Origin of the sequence: Alicyclobacillus cycloheptanicus, assembly GCF_028751525.1 — a bacterium.
GTDB classification, from domain to species: Bacteria; Bacillota; Bacilli; order Alicyclobacillales; family Alicyclobacillaceae; genus Alicyclobacillus_L; species Alicyclobacillus_L cycloheptanicus.
In genome coordinates this window covers 676,499-696,990 of the sequence record NZ_CP067097.1, presented here as the reverse complement: position 1 = coordinate 696,990, position 20,492 = coordinate 676,499, and the positions used below count along the sequence as shown (strand labels likewise).

Genomic DNA, 20,492 nt, shown 5'->3' with positions numbered 1-20,492 from the left:
GACGGAGGCCGTACGCCAGGGCCGGGAGGGAGACTTGGGTTCCCTTTCGGCCCTCGCTTCGACCGTTGTACGGCGGTTCCGTGATTCTTTCGCAAGCGCGCCGCGGCGCGCGAAACGGGGTGTGGCATGACACGTGCCAAATTGGTTTTAATCGATGGCAACAGCATTGTCTATCGGGCGTTCTTCGCATTGCCCGCGCTTTCGAACGCGCGCGGACAGTTCACGAACGCCGTTTTCGGGTTTACCCAAATGCTGCTGAAAATCCTGCATGACGAGCGCCCGACGCACATTGCAGTCGCGTTCGACGCAGGGAAGCAGACCTTTCGTCACGAACATTACGAAGCCTACAAGGGGACGCGTCAGGAGACGCCGAGCGAGCTGCGGGAGCAGTTTCCTCTGGTGCGGGAATTGCTGGATGCGTTCGGCATTCGCTGGATGGAGGTCCCCGGCTACGAGGCCGACGATATCATTGGCACCGTTTCCCGCTTTGCGGACGCGGCCGACATTCCGACCCTCATTGTGTCTGGGGACAAGGACATCCTGCAGCTGGTGTCCGACAACGTCAATGCGATGTTGACGCGCAAAGGCATCACCGATGTGGACCGCTACGACCCAGCCGCTGTGTACGAACGATTCCAGCTGACGCCGCAGCAAATCATTGACCTCAAGGGACTCATGGGCGACTCTTCCGACAACATTCCGGGCGTGCCCGGGGTCGGAGAAAAGACGGCCATCAAGCTGTTGTCGATGTACCCGTCTGTGGAGGAAGTGTTAGAACACATCGACGAGGCCCCCGGGGCAAAGCTGCAGGAGCGCCTGCGCGACAACCGGGAGTTGGCGCTTCTGTCCAAGCGCTTGGCGACCATTCACCGCGATGTGCCGGTGACGTGTACGTTGGACGACCTCAAGTACGCCGGGTATGATCCGCACGTCGTCCGGCGGATGTTTCAACAGCTTGAGTTCAAGTCACTGGTCGACAAGATTACCCGGGAAATCGACAAAAACGGCGCTGCGGCGACAACTGACGGAGCGGACCGTGGAGCCGAGGGGGGTTCTGCGGCGGACGCTGCACCCGCGAATCCTGGCCATCCGCTGCAAAGTCTCCCGGTCCTTGTCATCCGTTCCAAAGCGGAACTGGAGAACCTGTGGGGAGAATTGGGCGATCCAATCGGGATCGTGCCGGATATGGATGTGGACGACTACCAGACGGCCAACGTGCTGGGTGTTGCAGTCGGGTCGCACCGCAAGGCGTTCTACATCGACCTGACGGACCTGGAAATCGGCGACTTAACCGAATTATGGACAGGCGATGCCGAGAAGATTGTGTTTGACTTGAAGGCGCTCGCCGTGCTGCTCGACGCACATGGACAGACGCTGCACTTGGAAGACGGCTGGTTCGATATCATGCTCGCGTCCTACCTGCTCAATCCGTCGGATGGCGAAACCCGGCTCGGTGACATCGTGGAGCGGGAACTGCACGCGGAGCTGCCGGTTCCTGCACCGGGGAAGCCGGAGCGCCCGCAAGCGCTGGCGCGGCTGGCGGCCGCGTTACCGGAATTGCACCATGCAACCGTCAGTGCCTTGTCTGCGCAGGAACTGGACGACCTGTACGAAAAGGTCGAGCTGCCGCTTGCGTTTGTCCTGGCCAGGATGGAAGCGCTCGGATTCTACGTGAACGCCGAGTGTCTGAAGGACATTGGCGCGGAATTGCAGGCCCAGCTCACTGCCTTGCGGGATGACATCTATCGACTGGCAGGCACAGAGTTTAATATCAATTCTCCGAAACAGCTTGGCGAGATTCTGTTTGACAAGCTGGGACTTCCGGCGTCGAAAAAGACGAAGACCGGGTATTCGACCAGCGCCGACGTCCTCGAACGTCTGGCCCCTTACCACGAAATCGTGGAGAAGATTCTTGAATTCCGCCAACTTGGCAAACTGCAGTCGACGTACGTCGAAGGCCTGCTCAAAGTGATCCGCAAAGAGACAGGCCGGGTGCATACACGGTTCCACCAGGCGCTGACCGCCACTGGACGGCTCTCCAGCAGCGAACCCAACCTGCAGAACATCCCGATTCGGATGGAGGAAGGGAGAAAGCTGCGGAAGGCGTTTGAAGCGACCTACGATGATTGGGTGATTGTGTCCGCGGACTATTCGCAGATTGAACTGCGGATTCTGGCCCATCTGTCGGGGGATGAAGCGCTCATTGACGCGTTCCGGCAAGGCATGGATGTGCACACGAGGACCGCGGCGGACGTGTTTGAGGTCGATCCCGGCGAAGTCACGTCCCTCATGCGCCGCCAAGCCAAGGCGGTGAATTTCGGGATTGTGTACGGCATCAGCGACTACGGTCTCTCGCAAAACCTGAACATTCCGCGCGCCCAAGCGGCCGCGTTCATTCAAAATTACTTCGAGAAATTCCCGGGTGTACGGTCGTACATGACGGAAATCGTGGAAACGGCGCGCAAGCAGGGCTACGTCACGACCCTCCTGAACCGCCGCCGCTACCTGCCGGATTTGCACAGCAAGAACTTTAACCTGCGCAGTTTCGCGGAACGCACCGCGATGAACACGCCGATTCAAGGCACGGCTGCCGACATCATCAAACTGGCGATGGTCCGGATTGATCAGGCTCTGCGCGCCTCGGAACTGAAAGGCCGGATGCTGCTGCAGGTGCATGACGAATTGATTTTTGAGTGCCCGGAAGCCGAGGTGGACGAACTGGTCGAATTGGTCCGGGACAACATGGAGAATGCACTGACCCTCAATGTGCCGCTGCAGGTGGATATTCATCACGGGAAAACTTGGTATGAAGCCAAGTAAGTCATAAGCGCAGGTGTACCGACATGCCGGAGTTGCCAGAAGTTGAAAATGTGCGGCGCAGTCTGGCCCAGATGGTGGTGGGCAAGATCATCGCATCCGTGGAGGTCCGTCTTCCCCGCATCATCCGAACGCCGGAGGACACCCAGCGGTTTGCCGCCGAGCTCGCGGGATGCACCATCACGTCGATTGAACGCCGCGGGAAGTACTTGCTGATTCAGGTGCCACCCTATACGCTGGTCTCGCACCTGCGCATGGAAGGGCAGTACCGCCTGGCAGACGAAACGGAACCCGAGCAGCCGCATACGCACGTGGTCTTTCACTTCACGGACGGCACCGCGCTGCGGTATCGGGACGTGCGCCAGTTCGGCACGATGGACCTCATCCCAAGGGAGGCGCCGTGGCCGGAGGCTTGGCCGCAGGGGCTGGCGGCCCTCGGCCCTGAGCCGCTGGACGCCGATTTTACACCAGCCGACCTGTACCAGCGGATTCACCGCCGGAGCGCGCCCATCAAGGCCGTGCTGCTCGACCAGACCACGGTGGCAGGGCTCGGTAACATCTACGTTGACGAGGCCTTGTTTGCGGCTGGGATTCACCCGGAACGCCCTGCCAGCCAAATCACGCGGAAACAGGCGTCGGTGCTGCACGCGCAGATTCAGGACGTTCTCCGCCGCGCCATCGATGCGGGCGGGTCATCGATTAAGACCTACGTCAACGGCTACGGCCGCCATGGTGGGTTTCAAATGGAGCTGGCCGTCTACGGGCGGGCAGGGGAACCGTGCCGCGTGTGCGGCACAGCAATTGAGAAGCTGCGGGTGGCGGGCCGTGGAACGCACGTATGCCCCCGCTGTCAGACACGGCCGCGGCAGCAGAGAGCGGTCAAGCCGGGCGCGCCCGTGCGGCACACAGGAGGTGGAGCGTCGTGATCGTCGGGTTGACGGGTGGCATTGCGAGTGGAAAAAGCACCGTCACGCGCATCCTGCGCGAACTGGGCGCCTATGTGGTGGACGCAGATGTGTGGGCGCGAAAGGTGGTCGAACCGGGCCAGCCGGCCCTCGAGGAAATCGTTGCGGCATTTGGTCCGACCATCCTCACGTCCGAAGGCACCCTGAACCGCACGGCGCTCGGGGCCAGGGTGTTTGGCGATGAAGCCGCTCGGATGAAGTTGAACGCCATCACCCACCCACGTGTGCGGGACGGCATGCGGGAGGAAACAGCGCGCTTTTTCTCCCAGCACCCGGACGAGCCCATCGTTTGGGACGTCCCGTTGTTGTTCGAAGGCGAGACCCGGAAGCTGGTCGACGTCACCGTTCTCGTGTACGTCGATGAAGGAACGCAGCTTGAGCGCCTCATGGCGCGCGACGGGTTGTCGAGGGAAGCCGCAGCAGCGCGAATCAAGGCGCAAATGCCGATTGACCAGAAACGCGCCCTGGCGGATTACATCGTAGAAAACACCGGAACCCTAGAGCAGACCAGAGAGCAGGTGCGCACACTGTGGCAAACACTCCAAGCACAGGCCAAACATGGCGGCACACCATCGTAAATCGACGAACCATCCTGAGCGCCATCCTGCTGGTGCTGGTCATCGTCGTCATTACGTCCAACCAGTTTTGGCGCTGGATGTACCCCATTGGCTACCAGACCGATATCCAGCAGGCCGCCAGGGTGAGCCATGTCGATCCGCTCCTTGTCGCGAGCGTGATCCGCGTGGAAAGCAAGTTTCAAACGGAAGATGTATCGCATGCAGGCGCCATCGGGCTGATGCAGCTGATGCCGCAGACCGCACAGTGGATCGCGCAGCAGATGCGCAGCGAAGGGCTGCCCTACAACCCGTCGCTGATTGGCGGGAGTACCGCGGACCTGTCCGTGCCAGCTATCAACATTCACGTGGGCGCCTGGTACATTCATTATCTCATCAAGCAATTTAACGGAAACGAAGTCGCCGCCATCGCGGCTTACAACGCGGGGCCCAAGCGCGTCAAGCAATGGCTCGGCAGCGGCCAGTGGAACGGGGAACTCTCCACCATCACCGACATTCCCGTCGGCGAAACCCGGCACTTCGTGGACCGCGTGTTTTACAACTACAACCTCTACCAGCGCATCTACGGCGGGGACAAAGCCTGGCAGGCGCAGTCCTGACACAAGACGGCAGACGAGATCGGATCTCCCTCCCCCCACAAATCAGGGGGGAGACGGCCGAACGCACCGGGCGCATCGAGGTACATCCCGGCAAACCGAGGCGCAGTCCAATAAATCTCAGCCAGTTTTGGTTGACATGTGCCCTGCAGGCCCGTATAATCATCTTCGTCGGCTTTTACGGCGCTTCGGTACCACCTTGTACGCGGGCCAGCCGAATTGTCGACACCCTCAAGAGCATCGCGCAATACGAGCAGGTCATCCAGTGAACATGTCGAGGTGGCGGAATTGGCAGACGCGCACGTTTGAGGGGCGTGTGGGATAACCGTACGGGTTCAAGTCCCGTCCTCGACACCAAAAAGTCTGATATGACAAGGGTTTTCGGGAAAATCGTCCGGGAACCCTTGTTCGCGTTTTGGCTCCGATCTGCACAAAGACGTGTGTGCCCACACTACCAAAGACGTGTGCGGCTCAAAATCGGAGGCGCACACGTCTCGAAAAGGGAGACGTGCGCGGTATGCCAAAACGGAGGAAAAACACCTTGGATTCACATGTGGAAGGAGGGCAAAGGGCAGAGAGTACATTGTCGCTTGCGGAAGCGAAAGTGCTGTTTCTGCGGGATATTCGGCTGCTGTCCCAAGAAACGCAGCGCTGGCACAAGGAGAATCTGACGGCGTTCGAAAAGGTGCTGGCAAAGCAGGGCATTGAGATTTCTGACGTAGGCAGCTTGACCGCGAAGATGGTCAAGGAGAACTTCGTGTTTTATATGTCTGAAGAGATGGGGCTCATGGCAAACACCATCAACGGCCGGGTACGATCGGTCCGGGCGTTACTCAAGTTTTTACACGGAGAGGGGCATATTGCAAAGAACTTTGGGGCAGATATACCGATGATCAAAGGTGAAGAGGTGATTATCGAAACGTTCTCCGAAGAACAAATCGATGCGCTTCTTCGCCAGCCGAACCGTCACACCTTTACAGGGCTTCGGGATTACACGCTGATGCTACTCCTGCTCGAAACCGGAATCCGTATTTCGGAATGCGTCAAGATCGACTTGACCGACGTGCATCTAAAAGAAGGGCAGATCCGGATTCACGGGAAAGGCGCCAAGCAGCGGTTGGTTCCATTTCAAGGGAAGTTTCGGCGAGCCCTTCAGAGGTACCTGGAAGTCCGGGGACCAGCAGAATCTGAAGCGCTCTTCGTCACTGTAGACGGCACTCGAATCAGCAAGCGATACGTCCAGGAGTTGATCCAAGATTATGGGGAAATGGCACACATTCGCGATGTGCGTGTCTCGCCCCATACGTTCCGGCATACCATGGCAAAGTATTACATCTTGGCTGGGGGAGACATTTTTTCGCTTCAGAAAATCTTGGGCCATAGTACGCTTGACATGGTACGACGGTATGTAGAGCTATTTTCAACGGACGTACAAATGCAACATCGTAAATTCAGTTTCTTGGAAAACCATATGTAGTACTGGGCGGGGCATTGAACCCTTCTTTTAGGGCAATGCCCCAGCCGATACACATGTGGAACAGATCATGGTAGCCAGCAACATAGTTTTTATGGTGGGGGTGATTATGGATGCACTTCTGGGTATACCCGTCGCCGTTTGGTCAGGGTTTTGAGTTTTTAACACCGATTCTTCTGTCGATTCTCGCTTTCGTAGCTTGACCAAAAATTGTGGCCGACGGCGAGCATCTGCTGTCGGTTTCCACGGGACAGTAACTGCCGGCCAGAAAAATTTCCAGAGCTGTTGTGACGGATCGGTTGCCCTAATAAATTTTTACAGACTTGCCACACTAAGAACATCCTTTACGGGAGGTTCTGTAGTGTACACAATATACATTGCGTTCAAAAGGCTCGGGGAGCCGCTGTATGTGGGTAGAACAACTGACTTACAAAGGAGGATCCAACAACATCGGAGTGTTGCACCGTGGCTTCACCAGACTAATTACTTTTATGTCGCCGAGTGCCCTACTGAAGCTGACCAAGTCATCAGAGAAATCTATTACATTAATAAACTACGTCCCCCATATGTTCAAAAACACTTATATTCCGAGTGTCCTAGATTAAAGTTGCCACCGATTAAGTTTGAAAAAATCGATGTTAGCAAGGCGGTAGAGAAAAGTCATAAAGGATTGCCATCCTCAAGTAGGTTACCCACGGGAGAGCCTAGGTCGTCGAGAAAAGATATACCGCGGACACCATCTCCTAACGAATTCGTGCTTGCCGGAGGTAAAATTGGATTTTTTGACTTATTTTGTAGAACTCCTTCAGAACAGAGATACTTTATTGATCCCAGTCGCTCGATAACTATCTCGCGAATGAATCGCCTGACTGATGTTCACGTGACTTTCATTAAAGAGTTGATAGCGACTCGAAATCCATTGCTTTGTTGTCGTGACAACAACCTATCGCATTTTGATGAACTCCTGGACCCCTATACAGAACAAGTCGCCATACCCTTGGCCGAATCAGATGTGAAACTGTGCCTCGATTTAGCTTCCAATTTTCACGTTAAATTCGATTCATATTACTCAACAGAGTGGAGCCTTTTCTCTGTTATTTCCGGATATCTGTTTCTGAACGGATGGTTTCAGCTCAAGAGATTTTGGAATTCCGAGTTCATGGAATTGTTCGTCAATGGATCAGGAAATTCGAAGTTGGTCAAAGTTGTAATGCAGAGTCCTTATGGGTTGTTGGCACGCAAGTTGGGATGAAACTTGAAATCCACTTACCAAACTCGTCACATCGGTAGGCAATTGTGCATTACACGGACGACTTCGCCTTCTCCGTACCTACCAACGGCACCGATTGGGACGGGCATGCCGTATTCATCTAATTCAATCCGGTTGTGGATCAGTTTTAATGGATAGGAGGGGTTAGCTGCCTCTAAGGCAATGACCATCGTAGTTTCGTATACGCGTCGTATAGTGTATTTATCCCCGAGTTTGACGATGCGAAGACTTCCATCTATATGCTTGTCCAAATCATTAAGATGGCTTCTAACCAACACCAAGGCGCCTTTGGTAATACCTTCACCGCTCATTGAATCGTCCTGAACCTTAAACCAGAAATATTCATATTTAACCATGTCCAATTCTGACGCTAATACTGGGATGAACTCATCGACCAATTCAGAAGTCCTCTCACTTTGTGAAGGATTCCGTAAGATAGGAACCATTACTAGCGGCGTGGTAAATTTGGCATCGTGGACTCTACCTTCAAAATTCCCCATAATTGCCTGACTGTTGGACTCGAATAAGGTTGATTGCAAGAGATCATCATTGTTCCCGGTGATAAGGTAATCCAAGCTTTGATGATATAAGGATGCCAGTTTCGTTAAGGTTTCCATGTCAGGACGTCTGAAATCACGTTCATAGTTGGATATATTTGTATTAGAGATACCCGTGATTTGAGACACATAAGTCTGTGACCAGCCCATTTTCTTTCGTGCTTCTCTTAATCGTTGCCCCAGTGTCATCTCATTTCCCTCCATGCGACCAATATATACGATTCGTTAAAAAATATCAAACATAAGCGGGATTGACATTTGTCAATTGGTATAAATAATATAAAATTGAATGGTTTACGATTCGTAAAAATATAAAATATACGAATCGTCATTATACGGCCTTGATGGTAGACGCTGTCGAGGATAATGAGGGGTGGTTATTAATGACTAGAAGAAAAAACGTAGTCCGCCTTGCAATGGCAAATCCACCTATGGTTAACACAATGCCCAGCAACGAGGAACTGTTGGTTCTACGCCTGACCGACATGAGAAGAGAACGAAAAGCGGATGATTACGTCAAGCATGAGAGTGAAAACATACGTGCAGTGCTGAAATGCCTCCCCGAAGGTACAAGCCTCCTATCGTTGTCTACAGAAGAGTTGGAATCAATGGTGTTTGACAATATGCGCGCTCGAAACTTGAAACCTAATACTATAAACGGTCGCATTAAATCTTTGCGCAGGCTGTATGCTACAGCAATTAACCATGGTTATACGAATACCAATCCCGCGCTGGGACTGAAGATGTGTACTCGAGTTAAAGAGGGGATTGACTCGTTTGACGAAACTCAGCTTACTCGTCTTCTCGAACAACCAGACCTTAAAACTTTTGTTGGTTTGAGGGATCACTGTGGTATGACACTGATGATTGATACCGGAATTCGCCTTAGAGAGATGGTAGATCTCACGGTTTCCCAAGTGGATCTGAAAGCAAGAATGCTACGGAACGTTAAAGGTAAAAATCGGAAAGTACAAAACATCCCACTCTCTCAACCGATGTGCAAGATTCTACAACGATACTTAATCGAACGTGGCGAAGTTGACTGTGATGCACTATTTGTAACAGTGGACAATCGTCCGCTCAAACGACGTACTTTTCAGGAGCGCATGGAGATATATGGTATAAAAGCTGGGATTGATGGCATACGGGTTAGTCCTCACACACTTCGTCACACATTCGCCAAACATTGGATAATGTCTGGTGGCGATGCTGTGAGTCTAAAGGACATGCTGCGCCAGTCGACAATGGACCAGGCAGCCGATTATGTTAAATTTTTCTCCTACGAATTGCGCACACTCCATGATCAGCATTCACCACTCGTAAACATTCATATCGTATAGGTTTGACAGATTTGGACGGTGAGGTAAACATGGCCGACAGTGGTGTGACAACATGATTGATCACCTGCTGTGTTTGACGCGGCGTATGACTGACGCACAAAACACACAAAACACTACAATATTTGGTTCCATAACCTTATGTTATTTACCCCAAAAATGTAGCATTTCGTGTGTTTTGTGCGTATTGGAAATTGCTAACACGGAAACAATAGTCTAACAAGATGGAGGTTTGTATACGATGAAACACGTTGATTATAGGATTGTGCTCCCGCCTGGGTTGGTTACTGAAATTGAAAGATACGTGGAGTTTAGAAGAGCTAACGGCTTTAGATATGGTAACCATTATTTTGCACCGTACAAGAAGGCAAGTCGAGTCGAAAACCAAAGGGATACTTTGTTAAAGTTATTTTTCTTAATCCTGTGCTCGCGATCGGGAATCGATTTCAATCGTGGGGGTGAAACAAATGAACTCAGCTTTAGAGAGTACAGCTTTGAACTCCAGAGTTTTGGAGCGCAAGATATGGAGCACCTGGAACGATATTTCGCACCCACAACTTTTTACACGATGTGCAAAGCCTACCTACTTCCGTTTTTAAAGTTTCAGCTGGCTACGATGAAGCGGCAGTTGAATATTGATGACGACGATGACTATAGGAAGTTTCGGCGTATAACGTATAAGTATGAAGATGCGTTCGAGGTGGTGCCTCCTTTTCGTCCGGAACCCGAAGAACCACGGCGGAAAGTTTATTTGAATAGGAAAGAAATCCTGCAAGTCTATGCGGTGATTCGCGACCCCTTGTTATTCCCCCAAAAGTGGAGGAAGTACAGTGTTGAATTTATGACGGGGTGCTTTCTTGCGTTGAGAAATTTGGAACTGTGTGACTTGCGTATCGAGCACTTTGTATTGAATTCCCAGGGGTTTATTCAACCTGATGAAGATGGTTTCGGGCTTTTATTGTTGCCAGATGATATCTCCAAAGGTGGGTACAGTGGTTCTAAGCCTGGGTTGGGGACGCTCGTCGTTCCTCGACTTGTAACACTCCTTAATGAGTACTTTGCTCACCTTTATGAGGCCACCAAAGGAAAGTCTGTAGGCAAAGGTTACGTATTCCGGCGCAATGATAAAGACCCCGAATCCAAATGTGGGCCAAGAAGTATTAGTAAGTGGATGGATTCACTGAGCGATATGGTTGGCTTCTTGGGGGAAGAGCGTGCGAGAGAGTTAACCTACTACGATACACGTCACTCTGTCAACGACTTGATAAAGAAGGCGCCAGCGGAGTCCAAAGAGACATACTGGTTCGTCAAACGCGCGGCCGAGGTGCATCTTCGTCACGACGGGGATATTGAGAATGGAGACGTCAATGATACCAATTACACAAAGGAAATCGAACCGGACGAATATAAGGCAATTATCAAGGCGGCCCTCGACTTTCCTTGGGAGATTGAAGAACTTGAGGAATGGGAACGTGAATGGCTGGGTCACCATGATCCAGTTGCTGGCGTGGTGGTCGGTACTCAGCCGGTAAAGAGAAGTGATTCGTCGTCCATTACCGACCAGCCAAGTCCACCTGTATCACGTGATGACGAATTGGAGTACCTCAAAGGAGAAAGAGAGAGGTTGCGGAGCCGTCCTAAAGACATGTCATTGGCGGAGTGGACTGAAAAGCTGAAAGAAATAAACAAAAAACTGAGTGTTCTTGAGAGGGAGGGTTAATCTTGAACTCGGTACCCAATTTATTCAACAATATCATTGATGATGCACTTTACACCGTTAACGACATTTCAGAGTTATTGAAGGTGTCAACCGAAACTGTTCGGCGCTGGTTTCGGAGTGGTTCACTTATAAGCTCTACACCGTATCATTTCTCGGCCACAGGTGCGGATGTAAAGGATTTTATAGTTAGAAGGCAACATCGACGTACCGGCGATACAAATGCTGCCGTGGAGGGCCCGTGACGTTCAATGCCCTCCAGATCTATGGTTTGTTTGGAGAAATTCGATCAATTCATAGACACTTAGACTCAACCTTTCAATTCTTGTGCGATGGGGGTTACTTGCGTCGTCTATGAGTTTTCGGAACGTCGCACGTATTTTCTTAAGTTCTGTTTTGGGATTGTACAGAGTCGAGTTATTCCACGAAATATCGTTTGACATTAAAATGAGGGTTTCCAAGTTCCCAGAGTGGTTTCCACAACACTTCCATTCGGAATTGGATACTGACATATGTGCATCTGCTGAACAAAATGGACAAGAGAACACTATCTGGTTATCCGAAACGTAATAACTAACATTTCGCGATTTAAAAAAGGAGAGGCAAGCTCTTTCGAGTACTTTACCCATGATCAGTCCCGGCTTTGATTTGAGTATTGGCGAGTTGACCAGAGAAATTTCTCCAGCTCCCGTTCAGAAATAATATAGTGACGACCGACTCGGTATGCTGTGAGCCTGCCGGATCGACACCACCTCCGCACGGTTTCGGAGCTGACTCTCAACCTGACTGCTATTTCTTCAGGTGCCATAACGCGATTAATCGATGGCTGACCGTCGTGACTTTCAACAGGTAGACGGATGGTCAAGAGTACACTTCCTTTAGAGAAGAATGTACTATCAATTATCTCACCGTAGTCACCGATCTATTCAGGTCAGACCAGATTAACCAGTCAAACTATTTATGTTGCACGGAGTGGGTTCGATGCCGCGCTTAGCATCCGGTCATGCATGGAGGATGTGAACAAATTGGGTTGCACGTGATGAGGTGCGGCTGCCAACCTTCATGCTTCCGTCAGGAGACTTCCATGTATCATAACGCATCTTCCGCGCGTGCGTAGGGGTCGTCAATTGGAAACTCCGTTCGTTGCCCGGAAGTGGGCCGCGCAAACGCTCGAAAGGAAATGTTCGGAAAAGTGAAAGCGCGATCTTTGCAAGGGCTGTGTACATTTGGGAATCGAGCCTATGCTGACGCGCTTGCTCAGCAACCGCTGCTTGCCACCTCGCTGTAGATGTTCAGATCCATCCCGAAGAACGCCAGTATCCGCTCGATCTGCGGGTCGTGTGGCCTCGCCGTCATCCTCTGCCGCCCGTCGCCGCTCTCTATCCATATCGTCGTCATCTCATCGAACATCTCCAGCACCGAGATGCCTGTCGGTCGGAAGCTCTTTCGCTTCCCGGGCAGAATCAACGGCTCCGTCTCCTTCGCCATCTGTTCGCGCAGGATGTACTCAAACGCGCTGTACATCAGCAACGACATCAGCATCACGTAACCGAATGCCTTCACCCGGCTGGGCTTCTGCAGGAACACCGGCCCCACGTGGTAGGGGCTCTTCAGGTACCGGAACCGGTTCTCCACCTCGATTTGGTCCTTATACAACCGCAGTACTCGTTCATCCGCAACCCGTTGGTCATCCCGGATGTCCGTAATCAGGACGAACGTGCTCTCGCGTTCACGCCACAACTGAAGCGTCTGTTCGTCGGGCGAAGCAATCTTCACATTCAAGCGATACACAGTGCGCACTCCAGGCGCTGACTCATCCTTGCGAGGCCGGCCCCGACGGGCACGTTTCTCTTGTATCTGCTCTGTGTCGACTGTGATCTGTAGCCGGTGCAGCGCCTTACGGTGTTGGTGAACCAACGCTTTTGCCGCAGCCTCGGCATCTTCAGCACAGCTGTAGGTCACCTTCTGTGCCTTCTCGACCGCCTTCTCCAGTGCGGTCTTCTCCCGCTGCAGCACGTCCTCCAGCTTGTGCTCCTTCTGCTTCGCCAGTCCGGTCGAGCGCACGGCAATCAGGCGATACGTCCGTCCATACAACTCCCGGCGAAACGACTGTATCTTGTAGGTCGAGGCGTCATCTGCCGCCGCGATCTGTCCGACATCCCGCCATGCCTTCTCCTTTTCCCACGCAGACCGCTTTAGCTCCTGGCACAACTTGAAGTTCGAGGGCAGCCGGGAAACAAAGTGAATCCCCTCGTCTGCAAGCAACTTCAGGTTCTCTTCGGTGACCACCGCGGAGTCCGCGACATACAGCAGTTCCTTGTCGGTCTGCTCTTCAAGCAGGCCGGCCAATCGCGTGATGTTCTCGTTGTTCCAGGTGTGATCGTCCTGATTGCCCTTGTCCACGTTCGCACACAGCGTCACGCCCCGCAGTGTGCATTGGCCGAAGATGATCTGCTTCAGGTCAGGGCGGTGGTCCTTTGAGTACCCGCGTGCGACGGCAAAGTTGTCCTCACTGGACTCAGGTGCATCGTCTTGCTGTGCGTACTCTCCGTACAGAGACACCGAGGTGGTGTCGGAATGAACGGGCAACAAGTCATCGAAGTGGTCCATCACCTTCAGCTGATTGACGGTCTTCAGTGCGAGCTTCGGATACAGGGCGTCGAGGCCCATGTCGTACAGAATGTCCAGTGCCCGTCCAAGCGCGTCGTCATTGAGGTCGGTCGCGGACACTCCGGCGCCAAGCAAGACTTCGACGTCCCGTTTCTCGTAGAACTCCTGCACCTTGTAGAGAGCCTTGCGGTCAGTGCCGATGTTGATAAGCAAGGCCTTAAGCCTGGTACCGACCGAGAGCCTGTCACCATCGCGGTCGGCCTGCTTATCGATCATCTCCACCCAGCCGAACTGGTCAATGAGCCGAGACCACAGCGCCGAAGCCCCCATCACCAAGGGACGCATGTCAGCAATCAACTGGAAATCCCCCAAACGAAAATTCGATAGGGGACTGATTCGACACTGGGGTGCCAAATCCCTGTACAAAATTATGGACAGCACGAAGGATCACGCGCGGAAAGTCGGATTTATGAAAGACGGCTTCGACTCGTATAAAATGAAACATACATCTCAAGTCTTTTAAGTTCCGATTGAAAAGTGGAGCGTAGGTGGTAGAATGGCGATATAGAACGTATGTTCGGAGTGATTGCCATGACACTTCTTGAGTTTCAGGAACGGTTCTCCACGATTCGTGCCTGCGAGGAGCGTTTGTTTGAGCTACGTTGGCCAGATGGCTTTGTTTGCCCGAAGTGCGGCAGCAAGGAGTATTGTGAAGTTGTAAGCTCCTCACGGAAAGAGGCTGAAGAACGAATGCCCTTATTCCAGTGCAAAAACTGCTCTCGGCAAACTTCCGTCACGGCGGGCACCATCTTTCATAAGACGAAAACCGATTTGCGCAAGTGGTTTCTTGCGGTGTACCTGATGGCCAATGACAAGCGAGGCGTTGCTGCGACAACCATTCAACGGAATATTGGAGTATCGTATCCCACCGCATGGAACATGTTGCGTAAAATCCGCAAGGCCATGGCTGATCGCAATGCACTGTACCAGTTGGAAGGACTCGTGCAAATCGATGACGCCTATTTTGGCGGAGAGAGCCATGGAGAAGGAAAGCGTGGGAGGGGCTCGGATCAGGACCCGGTGATTGTCGCCGTTCAGATGGAGCGTGGGACGCCAAAGTACATCACCATGGCGGTAGTACCGAATCTCACGAAGGAAGTGGTTGCTCCCGTTCTATCCGGACGGCTGAAACCAAATTGCGTCTGGGAGACGGACGGCAGCAAGACGCTTGTGGCCTGTGCCAAGGAGTTGGAGCCTGCGTCCCATATAGTGACGAAGTCGGGTACACCGGAGGCCCATGAGACGTTCGAATGGATAGACAAGGTCATCAGCCTGGCCAAGAGGTTTATCGATGGTACGTACCACGGGCGGATTGTATACAAGCAAGGATACCTTGAGGAGTTCGTGTATCGATTCAACCGCAGGAAGCTTGGAAATCGCTTGGTGGACAGATTGTTGCTTGCCTGTGCGCATGCGAAACCATTACCCAGTGTTTAGGAACTTAGTTACGAAAGTGGGGCGCCAGCCCAACTAACTTAAAAGACTTGAGATGTATGAAATGAAATTCCCCATCTCGGCGATGAGTCGAATAGGGTATTACTTATTTTGGACGATGCTCGAATTCAGGAAGACCAATTACGCATCTTAGGCGAGTTGCAGACCAGTTTGTTAGCTAATGGAATTAAACTAACCGTAATCCTCGTTACAACTGCCAAAGAGGAATCCATGTTTCCCACAAATATAGCTCGTTCTCTGTCGTACGTACAATTCCGATGTCCTATGGTTTCAGAGTTACAGACCTACATGTCACTTTACGATGATGTCGACTGGAATGGGATCAGTTTTACGGAGTTTTTCTTCCCTTACAATAAGGGATTTCGCTTATCCTCGTGTGCACAGGATGTCATGAGTGTATTATGCACAATGGGGTTGCATCTTGGCTCTCCTGTCCCAATGTCGCACTATACAACATGGGTGCGATATGTTTTCGAAACCTATGGTGTTACTGGTTATCGTGTAGACAAGATTACGGCTGACCATTGGCGAGAAGCCATTAAATCATCAGGTTTCCGTCCAGATGTGGGAACCGAGCATTGAGAAGTCACATTTGGTAGTGTGTCCCGTAAGTGATGTAAATTGCTTGAGTATGTAGATAAGCTCCAGGGAAAATTTCTGAAGGTGACGGCACTTCTGTAGGCTCTGACGTCTTGCTCTCTTAAACACTTTGGTATCTATGAATTTTGGGCACGAAAGTATGTCATAGAGCGGGTCGGGACACAAAGTATACAAGGGAGACTACTAGGATATAGCCTAAGGTGTTGTCTATCGCAAGAAGGCGATTAAAATCCTGTCCGAACCTGTTTGTTGAAACTTAGAGAATGAGGGGCTGACGGCGCACAAGACCCTCATTCTTTCTTTATCTCTTTACCATCGTGGATTGCTTTCACTAGATAACGAGATATGCAATGGAGAGCCGATTGACTCTCCACCACTGGTTAGAATGGGGGTAAGTTCTTGGTCATGTTGATTTGTGTCACCACACCGCGTTCTACCGTGAATCCTAGCGTGAATAGGTTTTGGTTGTAATTCATCGAGAAGTACGAACTACCACCTTTTGGAATGCTCCGTCCTTGAATACCGGGATACGCACGCTGTAACGCCGAAAGCGAACTTCCGACATGAATGCCACGGGGTGTGCTTCCCGCAGATGCGGAATTCACGGTCATCTGCCAGATCGGATCGCCGTCAATGTATGTTCCACCTGGATAGATCCATTCTGGCCCTCCCGTTCCGTGAGCGGTCGTCTTTTGCTTCGGTTGCCCATAGGCTGTGATGGCATCACTGAGCGGATCGCCAAGCTGCAAAGACCCTATTTCTAAATCCGCTGGAACCGTCACATTCCACCCCTTGGGTTCTGAGATGTACTGTTCACCACGGCCTCCAGGGCATGGATTGAATCTCCTGTCACCTTCAGTTCAAACACCTTGTTTCCGACTTGCCAAGCGATCGTATTCTGTGTCATTTTCGGGGTCGTCGAAGAACTCGCTTGTGAAATGATAACTACGCCTTTAGTCTCTGGCACGGGTAGCATATGCGTGTGGAGATACGAAACCATGCCTCGCGCCACTTGAGTGCCCGCTGTGTTAGATCCCCAGAACCGAGTCAACACTGTCCATCGACCTTCGGTCCATTTGTAGCTGTACTGGCCTGCACCCCCAGAAAATTCGGCATGAATGCCATAACCCAAGTTAACAGGTAGTCCTGACGGATAAAACTGACCAAAAGTCTGCTCAAGACTCGCAATTGCATTGAATGCCTCAACGGAACTTGCATACGAGTGTTCGCTGATTGGCGATAGATGATGAGTCACATTTGAGGTGTTATTCCCCTTATTGGCCGAAGTGCTAGTCGAATGTTCTTGAATGACGTAGTGTCCTACAAGCGCTAAGCAGACGGCGATAGCCACGCTTCCAATCCAAGCGAAGGTAGTCTGCATCTGGTGAAAGGAGCGGTTCCGCTTGGGCGCACGCATTCCTGCCACGTTTCGCTCAATGTGGTTCCACATCTCGTTTTTCAGTTCATAAGGCAAAGCATCGTCACGGATCGCGTTCCTTACTAGCTCATCAACATACTTTTTACGCATAGCCCTTATGAACCTCGTTTTGACGCGTTGATGTGAAAAGAGTCGGCCGGTTCGCCTAAGCCCAATTGGTTCGCGAGAGCTTTCTTTGCACGATGGAGCATGACCCTGACGGAGACCGAGGTTTTGCCCAGAATTTCAGCGATTTCCTGTGTGCTAAATCCCTTTATAGAGCGTGTCCGAAAAGCATCAGAGTTGAGTACATGTCTACCCAAAGGGTATGAATCTGAGTTTCTGGAAATGGAATTTGTTTCCTTGGAAATTTGGCGATGAGCTATACATGGGACAGTATTGCCTGCTCACCCTTGAAAATGGGCGCACGACCCCCTGCCAGTGACCACAGCTTAGTTTACAGGGCAGATGTTGCTTGCCTATGCAGCGATATCGAGACGCAATTGTTCGGCCTGCTCCGTATACATTTGTGTAATCCGCTCTGTGTGGTCATCGGGGAGCACGGTTTCTCGAATGTGATCTATCCTCGTCTGCATGAGCTGAAATATATCCCTGCATGGTGAAGAAGGACTGTACCCGTTTGTTTGTTCGTACAGGCACCTTCTTGTGTTTCATGACAGTGGTTAGCTCATTGGACTCTTGCGCAAAGGACAGCTCGATTTGCCTTCTGAAATCGAGCATCTGGGCATGCAGCTTGGTGCCTTGTGGCACCGGGCCGTAAGCAATTGGCTTGTCGTCAAAGGTAAATCCGAATTGCTTGCTACATGTCCCAAATAGCGGGCACGATTGGCATTTCTCTGGGTTCCCACGAAACCAAGATGTCGCCGTCTCCCAGTCAAAGCCATCCCAAACCAGTCGTTCGCCTTGTTCGCACTCGGGTTGACCATGTTCATTACATTCCTCTGGCATAACCATGCCACTGCGAAACCCGGTTACCACGGCCATACTGTGTTTGTAGAATGCTTCTTTCTGACCATCATCGAAAGAACTGTGGTCATCGGGGAATACCCCACAACGGAGAATAACGGTTATTGATGAACGCTATCGGTACTCAGGAACCCTTCAAACATTTTGACAGACCAATTAGACAATGGAGGAACGACCGTTATCTCGCAGAAACATGTAAGGAAGAAAAAGTTGGGTACTAGATAACATCCACTTCGTGGTGAACAACCTTCTTCGATAGATGGGCTACAGGAACGAGGAATAAAGAGTGACCATTTGGCAGATAGCGGGTGGGGATTCCGGGGCTCGCAACTATACAAAACTCTTTCTGGATCACGACGTCATGCTGATTGGTCCTGGTGATCCCGGTTCCTTTTCTGAGGATACTAAGGAACTTTATCTCAAAAATGACCCAAACATGGGACATCAAATCCGTCTCTTTTGCGAGGAACCCAAGTCGGGTGATGTTGTTTTACTACGCCACGGCCATACAGTCGTTGCTGTTGGGACAATTCCAGAAAAGGACAACGAGTACCAATACCTTAATCAGTTTGATGACGTACTTGGTTGGGATTTGCAGCACGCAAGACGTGTTATTTGGGACACATCCTCCACGTTATCCCTATTGGCGCACATGCAGCCTGTGTTCAATAATTACAAATCGCAGCGTACATTCACACGAGTCAATGAGCAACGCCTGACCGGTTTGGAACAACAATTACGAGCGTCAATACCAGCCAGAGCATTAAAACCGCTACCGAGCAACATCAGTATTCCTCTGACGCAGAATGATCTCGGAATGAGTTTGTTCAAGTCAGGCTTGTCAAACGAGGCGGTGGAACATGTTCTCTCTACCATTGCCAAGATCGTTCGGTTAGATGCTTGGTATGAGTCAGTGCAGATGAAAGGTCGTCCAACTGAACATGAGATTGTGGCGCACATGATTACACCACTCATGTTGGGTATGGGGTGGTCCGAGCAACTGGTGGCAATTGAGTGGAACAAGATTGACATGGCATTCTTCAGGTCTGCGCCTCAACCGGGGAGCCAACCGCACGAGGAATGCGTAATGGATCTTGAAGCGAAGAGGCCAGACCAATCCCTTCAAGACGCATATAAGCAGGCAAAGAATTATGTGAAAAACAACAATCTGAAGCATTGTCTACGAATCGTAACGACGGATGGCGTTCGGATTTTGTTGTATAAGTTCGACAGGAGTTGTGGGGATTGGCCAGAAGTTCCTAGCGGATATGTCAACCTGCGAAGAATTCGTGAAAAGAACGTGTTTCCGGTAAACACATCGGGGGTTGATACATTGATGGAACTTGTGCCATGGAAGGCAGTACTTTGACCCCTTCCGTTTGGCTGCTGTTCGGATGTAACAACTTAACATGAGTTTGAAATCAAAATTCATTCTCGTTGTACTCCGTTTTTAGAAGGGGTAAATGTACGGTTTGAAAGTGGTGTCTAGTCTCAGCCTGCCTGGATGACATGGGTGCCCTTCTTTTGTTATTCCGAGGCAATATACGTGATGATCCGTACATAACCGACGAACCTCGTCATCAAGGTGCCTATTATGTATAGAGCCATGTCTGCCCCAAGCAAGAACCAATTTGTCTGCTCGTACCGCTTCTTGCTCAACATATCGCCAATTCTTTGGACCAATAGCAGTACCTTTATTTTTGATAGACGCAAGGACTTCGGGGTCAGTTTCTCGATAGGCAAACAGATTTACCACTACAATAGAACCGTACCCATCTCGTGCTGCAAAGTGAACACACTGCTCAATTGTCGGGTCGTCTTCTGAACCATCAGCAGTACTGGGGTTCAGCATGACGTAAACCATTGTTTTACCGGAAGCGTTCCATTCACGCCATAAAGTGTATCTGTATATTCCTTCTATAAGCGCACCTTGATTGGAATAACTTACTTTTATCCTCTTCCGTTTCATGCTGTACCCCCCTCTACAACCATTCTACACTGAGCCTATTGTTCATTGAATTGTAAATGAATGTGTTTCAAAAATTATTTGTTAAT

18 protein-coding genes and 1 tRNA gene are annotated in these 20,492 nt (G+C 51.2%); 12 read left to right on the top strand and 7 right to left on the bottom strand.

Annotated elements, in window-relative coordinates; translation table 11 throughout:
- Window positions 1-126 precede the first annotated feature (126 nt).
- The 7 genes from polA to JI721_RS17185 all read left to right on the top strand — a co-directional run bounded on the left by polA (window position 127) and on the right by JI721_RS17185 (window position 7,679).
- Complete coding sequence (polA, locus tag JI721_RS03235; RefSeq protein WP_274456648.1) at window positions 127-2,820, top strand: DNA polymerase I; 2,694 nt, start codon at window positions 127-129, stop codon at window positions 2,818-2,820.
- A 23-nt stretch (window positions 2,821-2,843) separates the two neighbouring features.
- Entirely contained in the window at window positions 2,844-3,743 is a 900-nt protein-coding gene (gene mutM, locus JI721_RS03230; RefSeq protein WP_274456647.1) for a DNA-formamidopyrimidine glycosylase, read from the top strand.
- Entirely contained in the window at window positions 3,740-4,360 is a 621-nt protein-coding gene (gene coaE, locus JI721_RS03225; protein ID WP_274456646.1) for a dephospho-CoA kinase, read from the top strand. The genes mutM and coaE overlap by 4 nt, the downstream gene beginning before the upstream one ends.
- Complete coding sequence (locus JI721_RS03220; protein WP_274456645.1) at window positions 4,312-4,956, top strand: lytic transglycosylase domain-containing protein; 645 nt, start codon at window positions 4,312-4,314, stop codon at window positions 4,954-4,956. Before coaE ends, JI721_RS03220 begins: the two co-directional genes overlap by 49 nt.
- Before the next feature lie 270 nt (window positions 4,957-5,226).
- A tRNA-Leu gene (locus JI721_RS03215) sits at window positions 5,227-5,310 on the top strand.
- 160 nt (window positions 5,311-5,470) lie between these two features.
- Window positions 5,471-6,430, top strand: a complete 960-nt coding sequence (locus tag JI721_RS03210) for a tyrosine-type recombinase/integrase (RefSeq protein WP_274456643.1) — start codon at window positions 5,471-5,473, stop codon at window positions 6,428-6,430.
- 358 nt (window positions 6,431-6,788) lie between these two features.
- The gene (locus JI721_RS17185; protein ID WP_407654065.1) at window positions 6,789-7,679 is read left to right on the top strand and encodes a GIY-YIG nuclease family protein; all 891 of its coding nucleotides are present in this window, start codon (window positions 6,789-6,791) and stop codon (window positions 7,677-7,679) included.
- Between the two features lie 26 nt (window positions 7,680-7,705).
- Here the strand turns inward: JI721_RS17185 and JI721_RS03205 are convergent, their stop codons facing one another.
- Complete coding sequence (locus tag JI721_RS03205) at window positions 7,706-8,443, bottom strand: helix-turn-helix domain-containing protein (RefSeq protein ID WP_274456642.1); 738 nt, start codon at window positions 8,441-8,443, stop codon at window positions 7,706-7,708.
- Window positions 8,444-8,637: 194 nt separating this feature from the next.
- On the opposite strand from JI721_RS03205, the gene JI721_RS03200 reads away from it, so the two are divergent.
- The 3 genes from JI721_RS03200 to JI721_RS17180 all read left to right on the top strand — a co-directional run bounded on the left by JI721_RS03200 (window position 8,638) and on the right by JI721_RS17180 (window position 11,553).
- Window positions 8,638-9,594, top strand: a complete 957-nt coding sequence (locus tag JI721_RS03200; protein ID WP_274456641.1) for a tyrosine-type recombinase/integrase — start codon at window positions 8,638-8,640, stop codon at window positions 9,592-9,594.
- A 238-nt stretch (window positions 9,595-9,832) separates the two neighbouring features.
- On the top strand, window positions 9,833-11,311 hold the full coding sequence (locus JI721_RS03195) for a hypothetical protein (protein WP_274456640.1): 1,479 nt from the start codon (window positions 9,833-9,835) through the stop codon (window positions 11,309-11,311).
- A gap of 83 nt (window positions 11,312-11,394) precedes the next feature.
- Window positions 11,395-11,553 (top strand): hypothetical protein, encoded by a 159-nt coding sequence (locus JI721_RS17180; protein WP_407654089.1) that lies wholly within the window; start codon window positions 11,395-11,397, stop codon window positions 11,551-11,553.
- Between the two features lie 386 nt (window positions 11,554-11,939).
- On the opposite strand, the gene JI721_RS17175 is transcribed toward JI721_RS17180, so the two are convergent.
- Window positions 11,940-12,116: a helix-turn-helix domain-containing protein gene (locus JI721_RS17175; RefSeq protein WP_407654088.1), complete on the bottom strand. Its 177-nt coding sequence runs from the start codon at window positions 12,114-12,116 to the stop codon at window positions 11,940-11,942.
- Window positions 12,117-12,565: 449 nt separating this feature from the next.
- Window positions 12,566-14,275 carry an IS1634 family transposase gene (locus tag JI721_RS03190; protein ID WP_274455144.1) on the bottom strand — a complete coding sequence of 570 codons (1,710 nt, stop codon included), beginning with the start codon at window positions 14,273-14,275 and terminating at the stop codon, window positions 12,566-12,568.
- Window positions 14,276-14,509: 234 nt separating this feature from the next.
- On the opposite strand from JI721_RS03190, the gene JI721_RS03185 reads away from it, so the two are divergent.
- A complete protein-coding gene (locus JI721_RS03185; protein ID WP_274456638.1) occupies window positions 14,510-15,415 on the top strand; it encodes an IS1595 family transposase in 906 nt (301 codons plus the stop codon).
- A gap of 998 nt (window positions 15,416-16,413) precedes the next feature.
- Here the strand turns inward: JI721_RS03185 and JI721_RS03180 are convergent.
- The 3 genes from JI721_RS03180 to JI721_RS17170 are packed head-to-tail and all read right to left on the bottom strand — an operon-like array spanning window position 16,414 to window position 17,773.
- Window positions 16,414-16,815, bottom strand: coding sequence for a hypothetical protein (locus JI721_RS03180; protein WP_274456636.1), 402 nt, complete (start codon window positions 16,813-16,815; stop codon window positions 16,414-16,416).
- On the bottom strand, window positions 16,812-17,561 hold the full coding sequence (locus JI721_RS03175) for a hypothetical protein (RefSeq protein ID WP_274456634.1): 750 nt from the start codon (window positions 17,559-17,561) through the stop codon (window positions 16,812-16,814). The genes JI721_RS03180 and JI721_RS03175 overlap by 4 nt, the downstream gene beginning before the upstream one ends.
- 5 nt (window positions 17,562-17,566) lie before the next feature.
- On the bottom strand, window positions 17,567-17,773 hold the full coding sequence (locus tag JI721_RS17170; protein WP_407654064.1) for a sigma factor-like helix-turn-helix DNA-binding protein: 207 nt from the start codon (window positions 17,771-17,773) through the stop codon (window positions 17,567-17,569).
- A 950-nt stretch (window positions 17,774-18,723) separates the two neighbouring features.
- Here JI721_RS17170 and JI721_RS03170 point away from each other — a divergent pair.
- Entirely contained in the window at window positions 18,724-19,806 is a 1,083-nt protein-coding gene (locus tag JI721_RS03170) for a hypothetical protein (RefSeq protein WP_274456633.1), read from the top strand.
- An 81-nt stretch (window positions 19,807-19,887) separates the two neighbouring features.
- On the opposite strand, the gene JI721_RS03165 is transcribed toward JI721_RS03170, so the two are convergent.
- On the bottom strand, window positions 19,888-20,406 hold the full coding sequence (locus JI721_RS03165; RefSeq protein ID WP_274456632.1) for a DUF1643 domain-containing protein: 519 nt from the start codon (window positions 20,404-20,406) through the stop codon (window positions 19,888-19,890).
- Window positions 20,407-20,492: the final 86 nt, after the last annotated feature.